At 63.3% G+C, this 17,114-nt stretch carries 16 protein-coding genes; 5 read left to right on the top strand and 11 right to left on the bottom strand.

Annotated features, from left to right (window positions below; genetic code table 11):
* On the top strand, positions 1-1,821 hold a 1,821-nt coding region (locus CN311_RS19610), incomplete at its 5' end, for a GumC family protein (protein WP_097575384.1).
* A gap of 85 nt (positions 1,822-1,906) precedes the next feature.
* Here CN311_RS19610 and CN311_RS19605 read toward each other — a convergent pair.
* From CN311_RS19605 to CN311_RS19585, 5 genes are all read right to left on the bottom strand, one after another.
* The gene (locus tag CN311_RS19605; RefSeq protein ID WP_208866537.1) at positions 1,907-2,653 is read right to left on the bottom strand and encodes an aspartate/glutamate racemase family protein; all 747 of its coding nucleotides are present in this window, start codon (positions 2,651-2,653) and stop codon (positions 1,907-1,909) included.
* A 2-nt stretch (positions 2,654-2,655) separates the two neighbouring features.
* Positions 2,656-3,474, bottom strand: coding sequence for an ABC transporter permease (locus tag CN311_RS19600; protein ID WP_097575382.1), 819 nt, complete (start codon positions 3,472-3,474; stop codon positions 2,656-2,658).
* A gap of 1 nt (position 3,475) precedes the next feature.
* Entirely contained in the window at positions 3,476-4,390 is a 915-nt protein-coding gene (locus CN311_RS19595; RefSeq protein WP_097575381.1) for an ABC transporter permease, read from the bottom strand.
* Between the two features lie 169 nt (positions 4,391-4,559).
* Complete coding sequence (locus tag CN311_RS19590) at positions 4,560-5,849, bottom strand: ABC transporter substrate-binding protein (RefSeq protein WP_097575380.1); 1,290 nt, start codon at positions 5,847-5,849, stop codon at positions 4,560-4,562.
* A 71-nt stretch (positions 5,850-5,920) separates the two neighbouring features.
* Positions 5,921-7,009 carry an ABC transporter ATP-binding protein gene (locus CN311_RS19585; RefSeq protein ID WP_097575379.1) on the bottom strand — a complete coding sequence of 363 codons (1,089 nt, stop codon included), beginning with the start codon at positions 7,007-7,009 and terminating at the stop codon, positions 5,921-5,923.
* Between the two features lie 264 nt (positions 7,010-7,273).
* Here CN311_RS19585 and CN311_RS19580 point away from each other — a divergent pair, with 264 nt between their 5' ends.
* On the top strand, positions 7,274-7,984 hold the full coding sequence (locus tag CN311_RS19580; protein WP_097575378.1) for a GntR family transcriptional regulator: 711 nt from the start codon (positions 7,274-7,276) through the stop codon (positions 7,982-7,984).
* Between the two features lie 40 nt (positions 7,985-8,024).
* On the opposite strand, the gene CN311_RS19575 is transcribed toward CN311_RS19580, so the two are convergent.
* Positions 8,025-9,248, bottom strand: coding sequence for a GNAT family N-acetyltransferase (locus CN311_RS19575; protein ID WP_097575377.1), 1,224 nt, complete (start codon positions 9,246-9,248; stop codon positions 8,025-8,027).
* Positions 9,249-9,338: 90 nt separating this feature from the next.
* Between CN311_RS19575 and CN311_RS19570 the strand changes: the two genes are divergently transcribed.
* The gene (locus CN311_RS19570) at positions 9,339-10,397 is read left to right on the top strand and encodes a polysaccharide deacetylase family protein (RefSeq protein ID WP_097575376.1); all 1,059 of its coding nucleotides are present in this window, start codon (positions 9,339-9,341) and stop codon (positions 10,395-10,397) included.
* Positions 10,398-10,401: 4 nt separating this feature from the next.
* Here the strand turns inward: CN311_RS19570 and CN311_RS19565 are convergent, their stop codons facing one another.
* The gene (locus CN311_RS19565) at positions 10,402-10,617 is read right to left on the bottom strand and encodes a DUF2842 domain-containing protein (RefSeq protein ID WP_097575375.1); all 216 of its coding nucleotides are present in this window, start codon (positions 10,615-10,617) and stop codon (positions 10,402-10,404) included.
* Between the two features lie 154 nt (positions 10,618-10,771).
* Between CN311_RS19565 and CN311_RS19560 the strand changes: the two genes are divergently transcribed.
* The gene (locus tag CN311_RS19560; protein ID WP_097575374.1) at positions 10,772-11,863 is read left to right on the top strand and encodes a COX15/CtaA family protein; all 1,092 of its coding nucleotides are present in this window, start codon (positions 10,772-10,774) and stop codon (positions 11,861-11,863) included.
* On the opposite strand, the gene CN311_RS19555 is transcribed toward CN311_RS19560, so the two are convergent.
* From CN311_RS19555 to speB, 3 genes are read right to left on the bottom strand one after another with little or no spacing between them, the layout of a single operon-like run.
* Positions 11,853-12,698 carry an aminoglycoside phosphotransferase family protein gene (locus CN311_RS19555; RefSeq protein WP_097575373.1) on the bottom strand — a complete coding sequence of 282 codons (846 nt, stop codon included), beginning with the start codon at positions 12,696-12,698 and terminating at the stop codon, positions 11,853-11,855. The two genes, CN311_RS19560 and CN311_RS19555, sit on opposite strands and share 11 nt — an antisense overlap.
* Positions 12,699-12,720: 22 nt before the next feature.
* On the bottom strand, positions 12,721-13,653 hold the full coding sequence (gene argC, locus CN311_RS19550) for an N-acetyl-gamma-glutamyl-phosphate reductase (protein WP_097575372.1): 933 nt from the start codon (positions 13,651-13,653) through the stop codon (positions 12,721-12,723).
* Positions 13,654-13,683: 30 nt separating this feature from the next.
* Entirely contained in the window at positions 13,684-14,685 is a 1,002-nt protein-coding gene (speB, locus tag CN311_RS19545) for an agmatinase (RefSeq protein ID WP_097575371.1), read from the bottom strand.
* A 355-nt stretch (positions 14,686-15,040) separates the two neighbouring features.
* Between speB and CN311_RS19540 the strand changes: the two genes are divergently transcribed.
* Positions 15,041-16,099, top strand: a complete 1,059-nt coding sequence (locus tag CN311_RS19540; RefSeq protein ID WP_097575370.1) for a glycerophosphodiester phosphodiesterase family protein — start codon at positions 15,041-15,043, stop codon at positions 16,097-16,099.
* An 88-nt stretch (positions 16,100-16,187) separates the two neighbouring features.
* Here CN311_RS19540 and CN311_RS19535 read toward each other — a convergent pair whose 3' ends face one another.
* A complete protein-coding gene (locus CN311_RS19535) occupies positions 16,188-17,060 on the bottom strand; it encodes an aldo/keto reductase family oxidoreductase (RefSeq protein WP_097575369.1) in 873 nt (290 codons plus the stop codon).
* Positions 17,061-17,114 lie beyond the last annotated feature (54 nt).

Here is a 17,114-nt window from a genome sequence, read left to right as displayed (position 1 = left end):
GTGGAAGAACGCGTGCTGAAAAAGATGCGCGAGAAGCTCAATGTCTACAGCGTTGAAAAAACGCGCATAATCGCCATCGAGTTTTCCTCGGAAGATGCCAAGCTTGCCGCAGCCATCCCGAATGCGATCGCCGAAGCCTACATCGCCAGCCAGGGCAATGCGAAAATCAAATCGAACTCTGCCGCCACCGCCTTTCTTGGGCCGGAAATCGCCGATCTTCAGCAGAAGGTGAAGGATGCCGAGGCCAAGGTTGCCGCCTACCGGGCGCAATCCGATCTTCTGATGGGCGGCAACAATTCGGTTCTGGCCACGCAGCAGCTTTCCGAACTGTCGAGCGAACTGTCGCGGGTACGCGCCAACCGCGCCTCGGCGGAGGCGACGGCTGAAAGCGTGCGCAACGCTTTGCGGGGCGGCGGTTCGCTGGATGCGGTGCCCGAGGTCTTGTCCTCGGAATTGATACAGCGCCTGCGCGAACGGCAGGTCGAGCTCAAGACCAATATCGCCGATCTCTCCACCACCTTGCTTGACAATCATCCGCGCATCCGGGCGCTGAAGTCGCAGCTTGCCGATCTCGATCGCCAGATCCGCAACGAGGCGGAAAAGGTCATGAAGGGGCTGATGACGCAGGCGCAGACCGCGCAGGCCCGCGAAAACCAGCTCGTCGCTGACGTCAACACGCTGAAGGCCGCATCGGCACGCGCCGGCGAAGAGCAGGTCGAACTTGATGCCTTGCAGCGTGACGCGGCCGCTCGACGCCAGCAGCTCGAATCGTACCAGGCCAACTACCTGGCGGCGGCGTCGCGCAAGGACCGCAACTACCAGCCTGTCGATGCGCGCGTGGTTTCCCTTGCCCAGGTGCCGTCGGAGCCTTATTTCCCGAAGATACTGCCGATCGTCGGCGCGGCCTTCGTCGGCTCGTTGTTGCTCATGGCGATCTTGACGCTTCTCAAGGAGTTGTTTTCGGGCCGCGCCATGCGGCCGGCCGCCGGTGCCCGTTTCGAACGGATCGAGCAGGTCGCCATGCCGGTTGTCCAGCAGGAGCCAACGGCTGTCCGCCAGGAGCCCCTGCGAGAGGAGCCCAAGGCTGCCGAAATCCCCATGGCTGGCGAAATAGAGGAGGCGTGGGATTATGGCGCTGAGGCCGAAGCCGAGCCGGATACGGTTTCGGCGGCGGAAGCGGCTGCTGAATACGAGGCTGCTGCCGAACCGCCGCGCGCCACGCTCGGCGAGGTCGACATCGACAAGGCTGCGGAAAAACTGATCTCAACCGGTGCCGCGCGCGCCATATTCGTCTCGCCGGAAGGCGACGAAGCCGCCGCCTCGGCTGTGCTGGTGGCCCGCGAAGTCTCCGACGCCGGCCTGCGTGTGCTCCTGCTCGATCTCACCGCTTCGGGCGCCGCCTCACGGCCGATGCTGGAGAGCGGGCTGTTCCCGGGCATCACCAATCTGCTCGCTTCCGAAGCCCAATTCAGTGACGTGATCCATCCCGATCTTTATTCCGACTGCCACGTCATTCCCGTCGGCACCGCCGATCCGATCCGCGCCATGCGCGCCGCCGACCGTCTGCCTATCATCATGCAGTCGCTGACCACCGCCTACGATCTCGTCGTGGTCGAATGCGGCCCTGCCGACGCGCAAGGCATCAGCCGGCTGGTGGGCGAGGGCACCGAAGTCTTCCTCTCCATGCTGGAGCCGGACGACGAGGTGACGCAGGCCGCGGTCAGCCTGATCGAGAGCGGCTATCCCGACCTGACCCTGGTGACGCCAGTCGGTCACGTGACGCCGGGCACGCCAGTGCCGGGCCGGCGCTCGGCCGCCTGAAAGGGCCCGGGGTTCCTTACGGGATCGTCTCACCGAAGCCGAGGCGGCTGCGGCGAAGGCGTTCGCATGGTCGGCAACACGGCGGCTACTCCGCGGCAACGACGCCCGGCGAGAAGGATTTCAGCACACCGCGATAGTCCTTTGCCAGCGGGGCTGCATAGGCGCCGCGCTTGGATGTCGACAGACCGAGCGTGATCAAGGCCTCGGCCTGCTTCAGTGCGGCGCCGACGCCGTCGATGACCGGCAGTTCGAATTCCGCCTGCAACTGGTGGGCAAGGTCGGCCATTCCGGCGCAGCCGAGCACAATGGCTTCGGCGCGATCCTCCTCGATGGCGCGTGCGATCTCCCCGCGCAGTTTCCTGGCCGCGCCGGATGCCGGATTCTCAAGCGCAAGCACGGGAATGTCGGCGGCCCGCACGCGGGTGCGCCCTGCCATACCGTAACGCTGCACCAGCGCTTCCAGGGGTACGCGCGAGCGTTCGGTCGTGGTCACTATGGTGAAGCGCTGGGCGATGAATGACGCCAGGCTGAGCGCAGCCTCGCAAATGCCGATGACCGGAATGGCGGCCATGGCGCGCGCCGCGTCAAGGCCGGTGTCGTCGAAGCACGCGATAATCGCCGCCTGCGCCCCCCGGCGTTCGCCGGCGGCAATCTCCATCAGCAGGCCCGGCACGGCCAGCGCCTCGTCATAGTACCCTTCGATCGATGCCGGCCCCATTGAGGAAGTGACGGCGATGACCTCCGTCCAGGCGCCGGCGACCGCGCGTGCCGCCGCCGCTATGGTCTCGGTCATGCTGGCCGTCGTATTTGGGTTCACCACCAGTATCTGCACGGTCAAGCCCTGGCTCTTCGGCGGCCGACATAGAGGATGGCGCCCAGTGTCGCCAGGATCACCAGGAAGGAAAACACGGTCGTTACCGTGCCCAGCGCATAGAGGACGGGCGTCGTCACATTGGTGGTCATGCCGTATATTTCGAGCGGCAGTGTGTTGAAGGTGCCGGAGGTCATCAAGGTGCGGGCGAATTCGTCATAGGAGAGAGTGAAGCCGAACAGGCCCACGCCGATAAGGCTCGGCGCGATCATCGGCAGCACGACATGGGCGAAGGTCTGCCAGGAGGTGGCGCCGAGGTCGCGCGCTGCCTCCTCATAGGCGGGCGAGAAACGGTTGAAGACGGCGAACATGATGAGCACGCCGAAGGGCAGCGTCCAGGTCAGATGCGCGCCAAAGGCCGATGTATACCAGGCCGGGCGAAAGCCGATCTGCTGGAAGACAACGCCGATGCCCAGCGAGATGATGATCGAGGGCACGACCAGGCTGGCCACCGCCAGGTAAAATAGCGCCGTGGCGCCGCGAAACTTCTGTCGGAAGGCAAGGCCGGCGAGCAGCGACACCACGACAGTGACGACCATCACCATCACGCCGAGCACCAGCGAGCGCCTGAAGCTGCCGCCGAAATCACCGACCGCCTGGCGTTCGAACAGATTGGCAAACCAGTGGAGCGACACGCCGTTGAGCGGGAAGGTGAGGCCGCCGGTTTCGCCCTGGAAGGACAGGATCAGGATCGCTGACAGCGGGCCGTAGAGAAACAGCACGAACAGCGTGAAGAAGACCGCGAGAATGTAGAAACCGATGGTGCGTTTTTCGTGCGCCACGTCACAGCTCCTTGCGGATGTCGACAATGCGAAGGATGCCGGCAACCATCAAGAGCACCAGCACCAGCAGCACGACCGCATTGGCGGCGGCGGCCGGATATTGGAGCAGCGACATCTGGTTCTTCATCATCAGCGCCACCGACGCGCTCTGGCCGCCGGACATGACCTGCACGGTCGAGAAATCAGCCATCACCAGGGTGACGACGAAAATGGTGCCAATCGCCATGCCGGGCTTGGCCAGCGGGATGATGACATTCCACAGTACCTGCCAGCCGGACGCGCCGGCGTCGCGCGCGGCCTCGACCAGCGAGCGGTCGATGCGCATCAGAGTGTTGAAGATCGGCGTCACCATGAACAGCGTGTAGAGATGCACCATGGCCAGCACCACGGCGAATTCGGAATAGAGCAGCCATTCGACAGGCTCGGGCACCAAGCCCAACTGCACCAGCGTTGAATTGATCAGGCCGTTGCGGCCGAGCACCGGGATCCACGAGATCATGCGGATGATGTTGGAGGTCAGAAACGGCACCGTGCAGACCAGGAACAGCACCATCTGCATGGCGGTGGTGCGGATATGGAAGGCGAGGAAATAGGCGACCCAGAAGCCGATGAACAAGGTCAACGCCCAGACGATGAGGGCGAATTTGATGGTGTTCAGATAGGTCTTCCAGGTGACCCAGGAGCCCAGCACGTCGGAATAGTTGGTGGTCAGGAAATCTGGATACATGGCCGCGAAGTCGTAATCCCAGAAGGAGACGACGACGATCATGATGATCGGCAACAGCAGGAACGCACCCAGGATAAGAGCCAGCGGTGCGGACTGCAGATAGGGCGTGACGGCGCCGATGGAGGACCGACGGCGTCTGGCTGGCTTGGCGGCCGCGACGGTGGCAGGCTGGTCGAGCACAACGGTCATCCGGAGCACCCTTGTGATGTGGCAAGAGAGCGATTTTCAAGGTTGAGATCCTTCCCGCCCCGCTCTGTCCTGCCCGGTCCACCCTCCGCAGCTGCAGCGCGGCTGCTGCGCAGAATGGGCAGGACGGAGAGGGGTGGGAAGGAATGAGACATCTCAGTTGGCCCGATGGCTACGCCGCGATGAATTCGTTCCAACGCTTGACCATGTAGCGGTCTTCGTCCATCACCGAGTTCCAGCAGGCGACGTGACCCATGCGCTCCTCGAAGGAACCGCCGTCGCGCAACGCGCCGGCCTTTTCCATGACCGTGCCGTCCGGCGCCTTGATGTCGCCCTTGGCTGGCTTGCCCTCGATCCAGTAGCCCCACTCGTCCTCGGTCATGAATTTCTTGGCTGACACCATGTTGGCCGAGTAGTAGCCTTGGCGGTTGAGATAGCCGCCGACCCAGCCTGACGTATACCAGTTGATGTATTCATAGGCGGCGTCGAGTTCGGCGCCCTTGAGGTGGGCGGCCAGGCCCAGGCCACCGCCCCATGAGCGGTAGCCTTCCTTGAGCGGCTGGAAGCGGCAGGCGATGCCCTTGGAGCGGACCGCGGCGACAGCCGGCGACCACATCGACTGGATGACGACCTCGCCCGAGGCCATCAGGTTGACGCTCTCGTCAAACGATTTCCAGAAGGCGCGGAACTGGCCGCCTTGCTTGGCCTTGATCAGGAAGTCGATCGTCTTGTCGATCTCTTCCTTGGTCATGTTACCCTTGTCGGCATATTTGACGTTGCCCATGGCTTCCATGATCATGGCCGCGTCCATGATGCCGATCGAAGGAATATTGAGGATGGCGGTCTTGCCCTTGAAGGCCGGGTCCATGATATCGGCCCAGGTCGTGATGTCGCGGCCGACGAGGTCGGGGCGGATACCCAGCGTGTCGGCGTTGTAGATGGTCGGCACCATGGTGAACCAGTTTGTCGGCGCCTTGGCGAAGACCTTGCTGTCCTGTGCTTCGACGTAGCCGACAGTATGCGGCGCGGTGCCCTGCGCGATGACGCTCTCCGGCGTCAGCTTGCCGGTTTTGAACAGCGGCACCAGCTCGTCGTAATATTTCAGCTTGCTGACGTCCATCGGCTGCAGCACGCCACTGGGGAACACCTTCTTGCAGATCCAGTACTCGATGTCGGCGATGTCATAGCTGTCGGGCTGCGTCACCGCGCGCTGGGCGGCGGCATCGGAATCGGTGGCGGTCATTTCCAGCGTGATCCCGAGATCGGCTTTGCACTTGTCGGCGATGGCGTTGAGGTTTGACACGCCGGTGCCGAACTGACGCAGCGTGATGTTGGACTGCGCCCAGATCGTTGGGAAACCGGATATGGCACCCGAACCGGCGGCGAGGCCGACGGCGGCCGCACCCGTCTTGAGCAGCGATCGGCGGGAAATGCCTGTCTTGGGTTGTCTGGTGCTTGTCATGCCTATTCCCCTGTCTTGTTTTGGTTGTTGCGTGGTTCAGTCATCGATGAAGGCTGGTGGCATTGAGCTGATCAGGAATGAAGACGGCCAAGCACGATGGCGTCTTGCGGATCCCAGGCGAGCGGTACAGCGTCGCCGACCGTGACGGGTCTGGCGAAAAAATCGGAGTCGTCGACGATGACCGTGAAGTCTTCGATGCCGGCGCCTGCCACCGACATCTTCACCGTGGCGCCGCGATATTCGATGTTGGAGACGATGCCGTTGAAACCGAGGCCGTGCGCGGGCGCGTCACCGATGCGGACATGGTCGGTACGGATGGCGATGTCGATCGGTGCTCCCACCTCCTGCGGCTGGCCGCTGGCGGCGAGCGAGGCACCGCCATTGACATCAAACACGACCATGCCGCCGCGCAAGCCGGTGACCCGGCCGCCGACGACATTATGGTCGCCCATGAAGCGGGCGACGAAGGAGGTGGCCGGCCGTTCGAACACGTCGCGCGGCGGCGCTGCCTGTTCGATGCGGCCGTCATTCATCACCACGATCAGGTCCGCCAGGGCCATGGCCTCCTCCTGACTATGGGTGACGTGGACGAAGGTGATGCCGAGCGAGGTCTGCAGCTTCTTAAGCTCGGCACGCATGCGAATTTTCAAAAACGGATCGAGCGCCGACAAGGGTTCGTCGAGAAGCAGTGCCTCAGGATCGGTGATCAGCGCCCGCGCCAGTGCCACGCGCTGCTGCTGGCCGCCGGAGAGCTGCGCGGGCCTTCGCGTGGCATAGGCTTCCATCTGCATGAGCTTGAGCATGTCGAGCGCCTTGGCGCGGCGCTTTTCCTTGTCGACACCCTTCATCTTCAGGCTGAAGGCGACATTATCGACGAGGTCGAGATGCGGGAACAACGCGTAGGACTGGAACATCATCGCCGTGCCGCGCTTTGCCGGCGGCAGGTCGGTGACGACGGTGTTGCCGAGGCGGACATCGCCGGATGAAATACTCTCATGTCCGGCAATCATGCGCAGCGTCGAGGTCTTGCCGCAGCCTGAAGGGCCAAGCAGGCAGCAGTAGGTGCCGGCCGGAATCTTCAAGCTGATGTCCTCGACGGCGGTCGTCGTTCCATAGACTTTCGAAACGGACACGATGTCGATTTCGGCGGCTTTGGACATCCGGAATTTCCCATTTGGTTGCGTTAACCGATGCATCATGCGTGCCAATCGAGACGCGCTGGCCCAACCGATTGAATTTTCGGCAAAAACATCATTCTTGCGAACTGCCCGCTCAGTGGGCTTCTTTGTGCGTTGCACAAATTATGAGCGATTGTGGGCGATCTGCACAAAAATCGTATGCAATTTATTTTGCCTTCGTATCCACTTTGCCTCTCGTGCGGACAGAGGGAGTCGCGCTAGAAGGAAGCAGGAACCATCATCGCCATGAACATTGCCGATCAGATTTATTCCGCCGACAGCGCCAACCAGGATCGCGCCCAGGCCATCCGCGATAATCTGCGCGACGCCATCGTCGACCGCCGGTTGGCGCCGGGCACCAAACTGTCGGAAGGCGAAGTCGGCATGCTGTTCGACGTGTCGCGCACCGTGGCGCGGGCGGCCCTGCAGATGCTGTCCTTCGAGGGGCTGGTGCGCACGGAGCGCAATCGCGGCGCCTTCGTTGCCAACCCTTCGCCCGAGGAAGCCCGCCAAGTGTTCGCCTCGCGCCGGCTGATCGAGCCGGGTATCGCCATTGCCGCTTGCGAGCGCATCACCACCACCGACATTGCCATCTTCAGCGCGCAACTCGACGACGAGGGCCGCTTCATGGCCGAGCGCGGCCCGAACGCGCGGCGCTCCGAAATCAAGGCATCGGGTGATTTCCACCTGCTTCTCGCCTCGGTCGCCGGCAACGCCATCCTGCAGCGTTTCATGGAGGAACTGGTGGCGCGTTCGTCGCTGGTCATCGCGCTCTATGGCCGTTCCGGCGTTTCAAGTTGCGGGCACAACGAGCATCTGCGCATTCTGGACGCCCTTGAACACAAGAATCCGGGGCTGGCCAGCGAATTGATGCTTCACCACATCGATCACATCGAGGCCGATCTCGATTTGCGCGTCAGGGCGGGTCCGGCGCTCAAGGAAGCTCTCAACTTTTGAAACAACGCTCATTGTCTGAGACGCCGAGGACAATCGGCGGTTAATTGTCGTCCTCGACAGGCGCTGCTTGGCCGGCCGCCTTTCGACGCAACCTCTTGGTCAGCTTCCACACCGTCGGGCTGTTCTTGATGAAGCTCTTCAGCCGCGCACCTTGCCGCAGCTCGAGCGCCAGCGCGCGGCCCTTCAGCGTCAAGGGAAACAGCACCTCGAAATGCTGCGTCTCGATATCGCACCACAGCCGCTTGTAAGGTTCGTCGCCGACCGAAAAATCATAGATTTCGAAGCCTGTTTCACAGGCCTCCTCGATATTGTCGAAGAACAGGAAGTCGCCGGGGCTGGTATGGGCAAGGTCGTCCTCGGCGATCGCCCCGAACTCGCAGATCAGGCGCTTGCCCGTGCGGCTCGACCCGGTGACGGCACGAAGCTTGCCGGCGACTTCGAGCCCATGCAGAACGAAAGACGGTTTCTCCTCGGCAAGCGCTCCGATGAACAGCGCGCGGAAGAAAGCGCGGACCTCAGGCTCGCCGAAGACATTGGCGACACCGATCTTGCGGAAGCGGAATTCCTTCATCTCGAAGAAGGCGTCGAGCAGCCTGTTCACCTCCTCCGGTGTTCTGGCCTCGATACGGCGGTGGCTGCCGACGGCTTCGAATTTGCGCATCTGCGAGCGGTGCTTCTTGCGCCTGCGCTTGCCGCTCGCGCGCGACAGCAGTGCATCGAAACCTCCCGCCAGATCGGCGGCGAGTGACAGATTGGGGCTCGGAAAATGCGGGAAGGATGCAAGCGGATTGGCAATGCCGTCCAGGTCCGGCAGCAGGCGTTCCAACGCGACGAGGTCAATGTCCGGCCGCGCCTTGGCAATCGCCGTCAGCACCGATCGAATGGCCTCACCATCCGCATTGGCCAGCCAATGCGGATCGGCGGCGGCAAAATTGCCGTTGGCATGGCGTCCGCCCACGAAACGGGCGACGCGGAACGGTCCGCGGCGGGTGACTTCCAGCGCCAGCGCAAAAACCGGCCGGTCTCCAGTGCTCAGCGTCGCCACGAGAGCGTCCGCCCCGGTCTCGGCAGCCCAGTTCAGGATCCAGGTTGCGCTCTGCGCAGGCGCAAACACGGCCGATCGGCAGAATTCGGCATAGGCGGCAAGTGCCGCGCCATCGGCAGCCGAAACGGACAGGTTGATTGCGCCGATTGGCAGCGCACGCAGCGACGCCTCGCTGGCCGCAAGCCGATTGCCGTCAAATGACGCGGTGGCGTCAACCATACCTCAATCCTTGGGGCGTATTCATCGCGTTTTGGGGTACGCGCAGGCGCATTCCGTGCTTGGATGAGCCTAGACGCAAAAGGTGAATGAATGATCGACGGGGGCGAGGCAATTCGGAAACTGGCGCTCAACGTCGCGCGCTACAGTGGCCTTGCCCCGCTGGCGAAGCCGTTCGTCGGCGGCATCGGCGCCATTTTGATGCTGCACCGGGTTACCGCCACGCCGGAAAAGCCGCATGGCGTCAACCGGCATCTCAACATAGCGCCCGAGTTTCTGGACGCCGTCGTTGCCGATATGAAGGCGAATGGCTACACCTTCGTCGCCATGGACGAGGCGATCGAGCGCATCAAGTCTGGCGGCAAGGGCGGCCAGTTCGCGGCGATCACCGCCGACGACGCCTATCGCGACAACATGACCGAGGCGCTCCCGGTCCTGGAAAAGCACGGCGCGCCGATCGCCATCTATGTCGCGCCGGGTTTGATCGACGGTGCCGCCGACCTGTGGTGGGAAGTGATCGAGGACATCATCAACGCGCGCGATCGCTTGACCCTGGCGACGCCGGAGGGGCCGCTGACGATCGACTGCTCGACGCCGGACAAGAAACTGCAGGCCAATGTGCGTCTGCACGCCCATCTGACGCTGGAAGTTCGCGAGGAGGACCAGCGCACGGTGCTGCGCGAACTGGCCCGGTCGAACGGCATCGCGTTGGAAGGATTGCGCTCAAGCACGCTGATGAACTGGGACGAGATCCGCGCTATCGCCGCGCATCCGCTGGTGACGATCGGCGCGCACACCATCCACCATCGCAATCTCAAGCGGCTTTCCGAAGCGGATGCACGCCACGAGGTCGACGACGTCAGGCGCATATTGCAGGCCGAACTCGGCGAGGAGCCACGCCATCTCGCCTATCCCTATGGCTACGCCGCCGCCGTCGGCGGCCGTGAAGTCGGCTTTGCCCGCGACGCCGGCTATGCCTCGGCGGTGACGACGCGCCACGGCGTGCTGCGCCCCGAACATTCGGGCTTCCTGCACGCCTTGCCGCGCATTTCGGTCAACGGCCGCTACCAGAGCGTCGCGCATATTCGCACCATGCTGTCGGGCGTGACGACGCCGCTCGCCAATGCCGGCAAGATGGTTGTCACCATCTAGCGCCTCAGCCTTTCGGCCGTGGCTCCAGGATCAGCCATTTGATGATGCCCATTGCCGGCAGCACCCAGAGCAGTCCGCTGAACAGGAAGAACAGGAAATGCGCCCACGGGCCTGATTGCGACAGTTGCGCAACCGCCACAATCGATGCAACCAGCGCATAGACGATGACCAGCGCCACCAGCAGGAAGGTTCCAATCAGCTTTTTCAGGCGAATGGGCATGGCTCAGCCTCTTTTCAAGCGCCTCGAATAAGGCTTGAGACAGGGACGCGCAACCAGAGACAGGCAGCGCGACGGCGTGCCGCGCTGTCCGGTCTTGCCAGCCGGGTTGCGATGGTTCACCAATCCGCCACTTCAACCTGCCTGGACGAGCCCCATGGCTGCCATATCAACTGATGCGCCTTACATGGCCCGCGACCGCGACCTGCACAACCGAGCGCTGCTGCGCGGCTGGCTCTATGTCGTGCTTCTGGTGCTGTTTGCGCTGGTGCTGGTCGGCGGCGCCACCCGGCTCACCGAGTCCGGCCTGTCGATCACCGAATGGCAGCCGATCCATGGCGTCATCCCGCCGCTCAACGACGCCGAATGGCAAGACGAGTTCCAGCGCTACCAGCAGATCCCGCAATATGCCGAGCTCAACAAGGGCATGAGCCTTGAAGCGTTCAAATCGATCTTCTGGTGGGAATGGGTGCACCGCATTCTCGCGCGCAGCGTCGGCGTGGTCTTTGCCTTGCCGCTTCTGTTCTTCTGGGCGACGCGTCGCATCGAGCGCGGCCTTGGCCCGAAGCTTGTCGGCATCTTGCTTCTCGGCGGCCTGCAGGGTGCGATCGGCTGGTGGATGGTGGCGTCCGGGCTGGTCGACCGGGTCTCCGTCAGCCAGTACCGGCTGGCGACCCACTTGACGCTTGCGGCGCTGATCTTCACCGCGACCATGGTCGTCGCGCGTGGATTGGCTCCGCACTCCGAACCCGCGGCCGACCGCTCGACACAGCGAGTGGCCGGTTTCCTGGTGCTTCTGGCGTTGGTGCAGATCTATCTCGGCGGGCTCGTCGCCGGGCTCGATGCCGGCCTCTCCTACAACACCTGGCCCCTGATGGACGGGAAAATAATCCCTGGCGATCTGCTGCTCCTCGAGCCAGCATGGCGCAATTTCTTCGAGAACCCCAAGACGGTGCAGTTCGTTCACCGTCTCGGCGCCTATACGGTTTTCGTCGTGGCGTTGTGGCACATGATCGCGACGCATCGCCGCCAACCCAAGACAACGCATGCCCGCCGTGCCACGCTTCTCTTCGTGCTGGTGCTTGTGCAGGCTTCGATTGGCATCGGCACGCTGGTGATGCATGTGCCGCTGCACATGGCGCTGACGCATCAGGGTTTCGCGCTTGTCCTGCTCGGCTTTGCCGCCGCGCACTGGCGAGGCACCAAAGGCGCTTATCCACTGCCCAACGAGATCGCGGTCAGAGGCTGATCCGAACGCTTCGGATTGCCGTGGCAATGGCCAATTCACGGTTCTCCTCGGTGTCGTTGCCATCTTCATGATGCCATGAGGCCGACAGGCAGCCATAGGCAATGGCGTGGTCGAGAATGGCGCGGGGCGTCTGGCCGAGCGTGGTGGCGAAGATCTCGGCCATGTGCGAAATCCGCTGCGGGTCAAGACAGAGATCGTCGCGGCCGAGCGGATTGTAGAACATGTTCGCCGCATCGAAGCCTGGATCGCCGAGCACGCCCTTCGGATCGATCGCCAGCCAGCCGCGTGGTCCGTGCATGATGTTGTCGTGGTGCAGGTCGCCATGCAGCGGCCTGACCTCATGCGGATTGGCCAGCAGCCGCTGGGCGAGCGCCGCGGCTTCGACATAGAGGCTGTTCCGGCCGTCGTCGCGATCGATCCTGGCCTTCTTGAACAGGCTGGCGAAGCGTTCCCCAAGTGGCTGAAGGTCTGGCGGGGCAGGGTGCCTTGACGGCGTGAACAGCCTTGCCATCACCTCGGCGGCGATCACTGTGGCGGCGTTGTCGCCCTGCTCATCCAGTACCCGCGACAAAAGGGTTTCGCCGCCATATTCGAGCAGCATGCTGTGGCCATCGCGGCCGAGCAGCCGCACCGCGCCTTGGCCGCGCCGCCAGGCGAGAAAATGCTCGCCGCGCAATTCGTCGGCGACGTCGTCGAAAGGTTTCAGTGCCTTGACGATCGCCGGCGAGCCGTCGGGGCGAACAACCTTCCAGATGCGGCTCGAAAAGGTCTCGGCGATCAGCTCCGCGCCGCCGGCGAGCTTCCAGCGGCGCGGGAAGTTCGGCGTCGGACTCAATGCCCGAACTCAATGCCCGAGCTCAATGCTTGAGGCCGAGCATCAAATCCATGTTCTGCACCGCGGCGCCCGAAGCGCCCTTGCCGAGATTGTCATAGACGGCCAGAAGCAGCGCCTGCGCGCGCTTGTCGTTGGCGAAGACATAGACCTTCATCCGGTTGGTGCCGTTATAGGCTTCCGGGTCGATCTCCGGCATACGCTCCAGATGCGCATAGGGCGCCACTTCGACCACGCCGCCTTCGATGCCGGAGAAATGATCGGCGATTGCCGTATGCAACTCGGCGCCGGTCGGCACACGGTCGAGGCCGCCAAGCTGCAATGGCACCACCGTGATCATGCCTTGCGCGAAATTGCCGACCGCCGGCTGCATGATCGGATCGTGCGAGAGCTTCGCGTAGGTCCGGAGCTCCGGCACGTGCTTGTGCTGCAAGGTCAGGCCATAGGGCAGGAATTCGGACGCGTCCTCGCCCTTGGCGACATAATCCTCGATCATCGGGCGGCCACCGCCTGAATAGCCCGAAATGCCGTTGACGGTGACCGGAAAATCCGGCGGCAACAGCCCGGCCGTCACCAGCGGACGCAGCGTCGCGATCGGTCCTTGTGGCCAGCAGCCCGGATTGGCGACGCGCTTCGCTCTGCCGATCTTTTTCGCCTGGTCCCTGTCCATTTCGGCGAAGCCATACTCCCACCCCTCCGCGACGCGATGCGCTGTCGAGGCGTCGATCACCTTGGTGGTGTCGTTGGCGATCAGCGAAACGCTCTCTTTGGCCGCGTCGTCCGGCAGGCACAGGATCGCGACATCGGCGGCGTTGAGGAATTCGGCCCGGGCTGCCGTTTCCTTGCGGCGCTCGGTCGGGATCGAGATGATCTCCAGGTCGCCACGCTCGGCAAGCAGCGCCCGGATCTGAAGACCGGTTGTGCCATGCTCGCCGTCGATGAAGATTTTCGGTTTCATTGCCTGATCAAAATCCCTGATATTTCAAAGCTATATGCCTTGTCCGTGATTCACTGCAACAGGATTGCCATTGTTCATCTCTTCAAGCCGGGCCTTTCGTTCCGCCAGCAGCCCGAGATACTGCATGGCCACCGTCGAGCCGGCGATTGCCGTTATATCGGCGTGATCATAGGCCGGCGCAACCTCCACGACATCGGCGCCGACGATGTCGATCTGGGTGAGCTGGCGCAGCACCGACAGGATCTTGGCCGAGGACGGACCGCCGGCGACCGGCGTGCCGGTGCCCGGCGCGAAGGCCGGATCGAGGCAATCGATGTCGAAGGTGAGGTAGGTCTTCTTGCCGCCGGTGCGGTCGACTATGGCGTAGGCGATGTCGGATGCGCGCATCTCCTCCACTTCATGACCGTAGAGGATCTTGATGCCGAACGTTTCGGGCGCGTGGGTGCGGATGCCGATCTGGATCGAGCGGTCGGGGTCGATGATGCCTTCCTTCACCGCGCGGCCGACGAAGGAGCCGTGATCGATACGCTTGCCGTCGTCCGGCCAGGTGTCCTGATGGGCGTCGAACTGCACCAGCGCCAGCGGCCCATGGATGGCGGCATGTGCCTTGAGCAGCGGCCAGGTGACGAAATGATCGCCGCCCAGCGATAGCAGGAAGGCGCCGGATTTCAGGATCTTTGCCGCCTCGCGCTCGATCGTGCCGGGCGTCTTCTGATGATTGCCGCTGTCGAGCAGGCAATCACCATAGTCGACCACGGCCAGATGTTCGAACAGGTCGCGCGAAAACGGATATTGCGGATCATTGTCGAGGATGGTCGAGGCGCGGCGGATCGCCTGCGGCCCGAAACGCGCGCCAGGCCGGTTGGTGACGGCGGCGTCGAAGGGGATGCCCCACACCACCGCGTCCGCGCCCTTCACGTCCTTCGTGTATTTGCGTCGCATGAACGACAGCGCGCCGGCATAGGTCGGCTCGAAGGATGCACCCGTCTTGGAACGAGCGGTGAAGGCGTGGTCGATGTTCTGGTTCGCCATTACGGATCCTCGGTTTGTCGGGCTGCCACAACTACAGAACCGGCACGCAACACGCTAGTCACAGCTTGGCGAGACGGAAACGGCGCTTCACGTGCCCTCGCCAAACGGGATTGTGTCGTCATGACACAGACCACTTTTCTCCCCTCGGCATGTCGCCCAGTGAACTGCTGACGTGGTTTCAGCATGATTCGATTGCAGTGGCGCGACAGGCCCCATGCAGCGCGGCCGTGCCATGCCGGCACGGGATGCACCCGCTATTTCGTGCAGCCGCCCAAAAGCCCATAGCCGGCTTCGTTCACCGGCCTGTCACGCGGATCGCCTAACCGGGTTGCGATCCGGAACGGAGCGATTCTCGATGCGGGCTATTTGGCAAGGCCTCCTGTTTTCCGCCGCGCTGGCCGCGTCCCTTGGCCATGCCTCGGCCGGCGAAACCCACGCCAGGCAGATACTCGATCGGTTCGAGCACGCCAACCAGTGGCGCGACCATGTGATGGTGGCCGCGCATCGCGCCGGCAGCATGCAGGCCGGCAAGACGCTTTACCCGGAAAACTCGCTGGCAGCCGTCGAGGGCTCGGTCGCCATGGGCGCTGAAATCGTCGAGGTCGACATCAGGCGCTCGAAGGACGGCGAATTCGTCGTCATGCATGACAGCTGGCTCGATCGCACGACGACCTGCAGGGGCGAGGTGGTCCACTATACGCTGGCGGAACTCAGGAAATGCCGGCTGGTTGTCGAAGGCACCGGCGCCGTGTCCGGCGAAACGGTCTCGACGCTGCGCGAGATGCTGACGGCGACCAGGGATCGGATCCTCGTCAACCTCGACAACAAGCTCGATGTCCAGGCTCTGCCGGGCATGATCACGATCGCCCGCGGGCTCGGCATGGCCGAGCAGGTGATCGTCAAGGAGAACCTGTGGAATGCCGATCGGATTGCCACGGTCAAGGCCACCATGGGGGCCATCGGCGGCGGGTTCCAGTTCATGGCGATCATCGCCGACGATGCCGTGCATGACGCCCGCTTCGCCGAGACGGTCAATCGGGCCTTCTCAGTGCGCGCGATCGAGTTGATCAACTGGCGGGCGGGAGCCGAGACGCTGACCGAGACCGGCGGGCCGTTGTTCAGCACCCGCATGCGGGCCGTCTCGGTGCGAGGCGGCTGGCACATCTGGGCCGACACCTATGCCATCGTCAACAAACCGGGCGGTTTCCTCTCGGGTGGCCGCGGCGACGAGCTGGCGGTGCTGGCCAGCCTGCCTGCCGAGACCTGGGGTTTCTGGGCCGAGCGCGGCGCCACCATCATCCAGACCGACGAGCCGAAGGCGGCGATCGACTGGCTGGCCGCCAACGGCTACCGCATACCCTATACCGACGAGGCGCGGCCGGCCGAGCCGGCGAACACGGCAAGCATCAATTAGGGGCGGCGCGGCAAGCTGCCGATCTTCCCCGCGTGGGGGAGACCGGCCTTCGCCAATCTTCAGCACTCGCTGGCCGTCGCGTCCGCCCTCATGCCGCCTTCGCAACGCCATCCAGATCCCTGAGTGTGTCCTCCGACAGTTCGAACTCCGCCGCCGCCAGGTTCTCCCTGAGATGCGCGACAGACGAGGTGCCGGGGATCAAAAGTATGTTGGGCGCACGCTGCAGCAGCCAGGCCAGCGCGATCTGCAGTGGGGTGGCGCCGAGGCGCCGGGCGACACTGGACAAGGTCGACGACTGCAGCGGGCTGAAACCGCCGAGCGGAAAGAACGGCACATAGGCGATGCCGTCGCGGGCTAGCTCGTCGATCAGTCGGTCGTCATCCCTATGCGCCAGATTGTACTGGTTCTGCACGCAGACAATTTCGACCATTCGCCGTGCTTCTTTTATCTGCGCGGCGGTGGCATTGCTCAGCCCGATGTGACGCACCAGACCTTTTTGCTGCAGCCCAGCCAGCGCCGCGACCTGTTCTTCGATCGACCCTTCTGTGGGTTCATGCACATCGAATATGATCCTGAGGTTGACCACATCCAGCACATCGAGCCCGAGATTGCGCAGATTGTCGTGCACCGCCTGGGTCAGTTCTTCGGGAGAGAAGGCCGGGAGCCACGCCGCATCGGCACCGCGGCGGGCGCCGACCTTGGTGACGATGGTGAGGTCGTCGGAATAGGGCGCGAGCGCTTCGCGGATGATCTGGTTGGTGACGTGCGGGCCGTAGAAGTCGCTGGTGTCAATGTGGTTCACACCATGCGCGACAGCCTCGCGCAACACAGCCAAGGCTGAGTCATGATCCTTGGGCGGGCCGAAAACGCCCGGCCCCGCGAGTTGCATGGCGCCGTAGCCGAGCCGTTTTACGGAGCGGTCGCCGAGAGTGAATGTGCCTGACTTGTCGATGCTGGACATTGTCTATCTCCTTCGAATGATGAGGCAGAAATAGCCGCTGTGCGCTGTCCTGAT

This window comes from Mesorhizobium sanjuanii (genome assembly GCF_002529485.1).
Taxonomy (GTDB): domain Bacteria; phylum Pseudomonadota; class Alphaproteobacteria; order Rhizobiales; family Rhizobiaceae; genus Mesorhizobium; species Mesorhizobium sanjuanii.
Note: the sequence above shows the minus strand (reverse complement) of the source record. Positions and strands in the feature narration are given on the sequence as shown.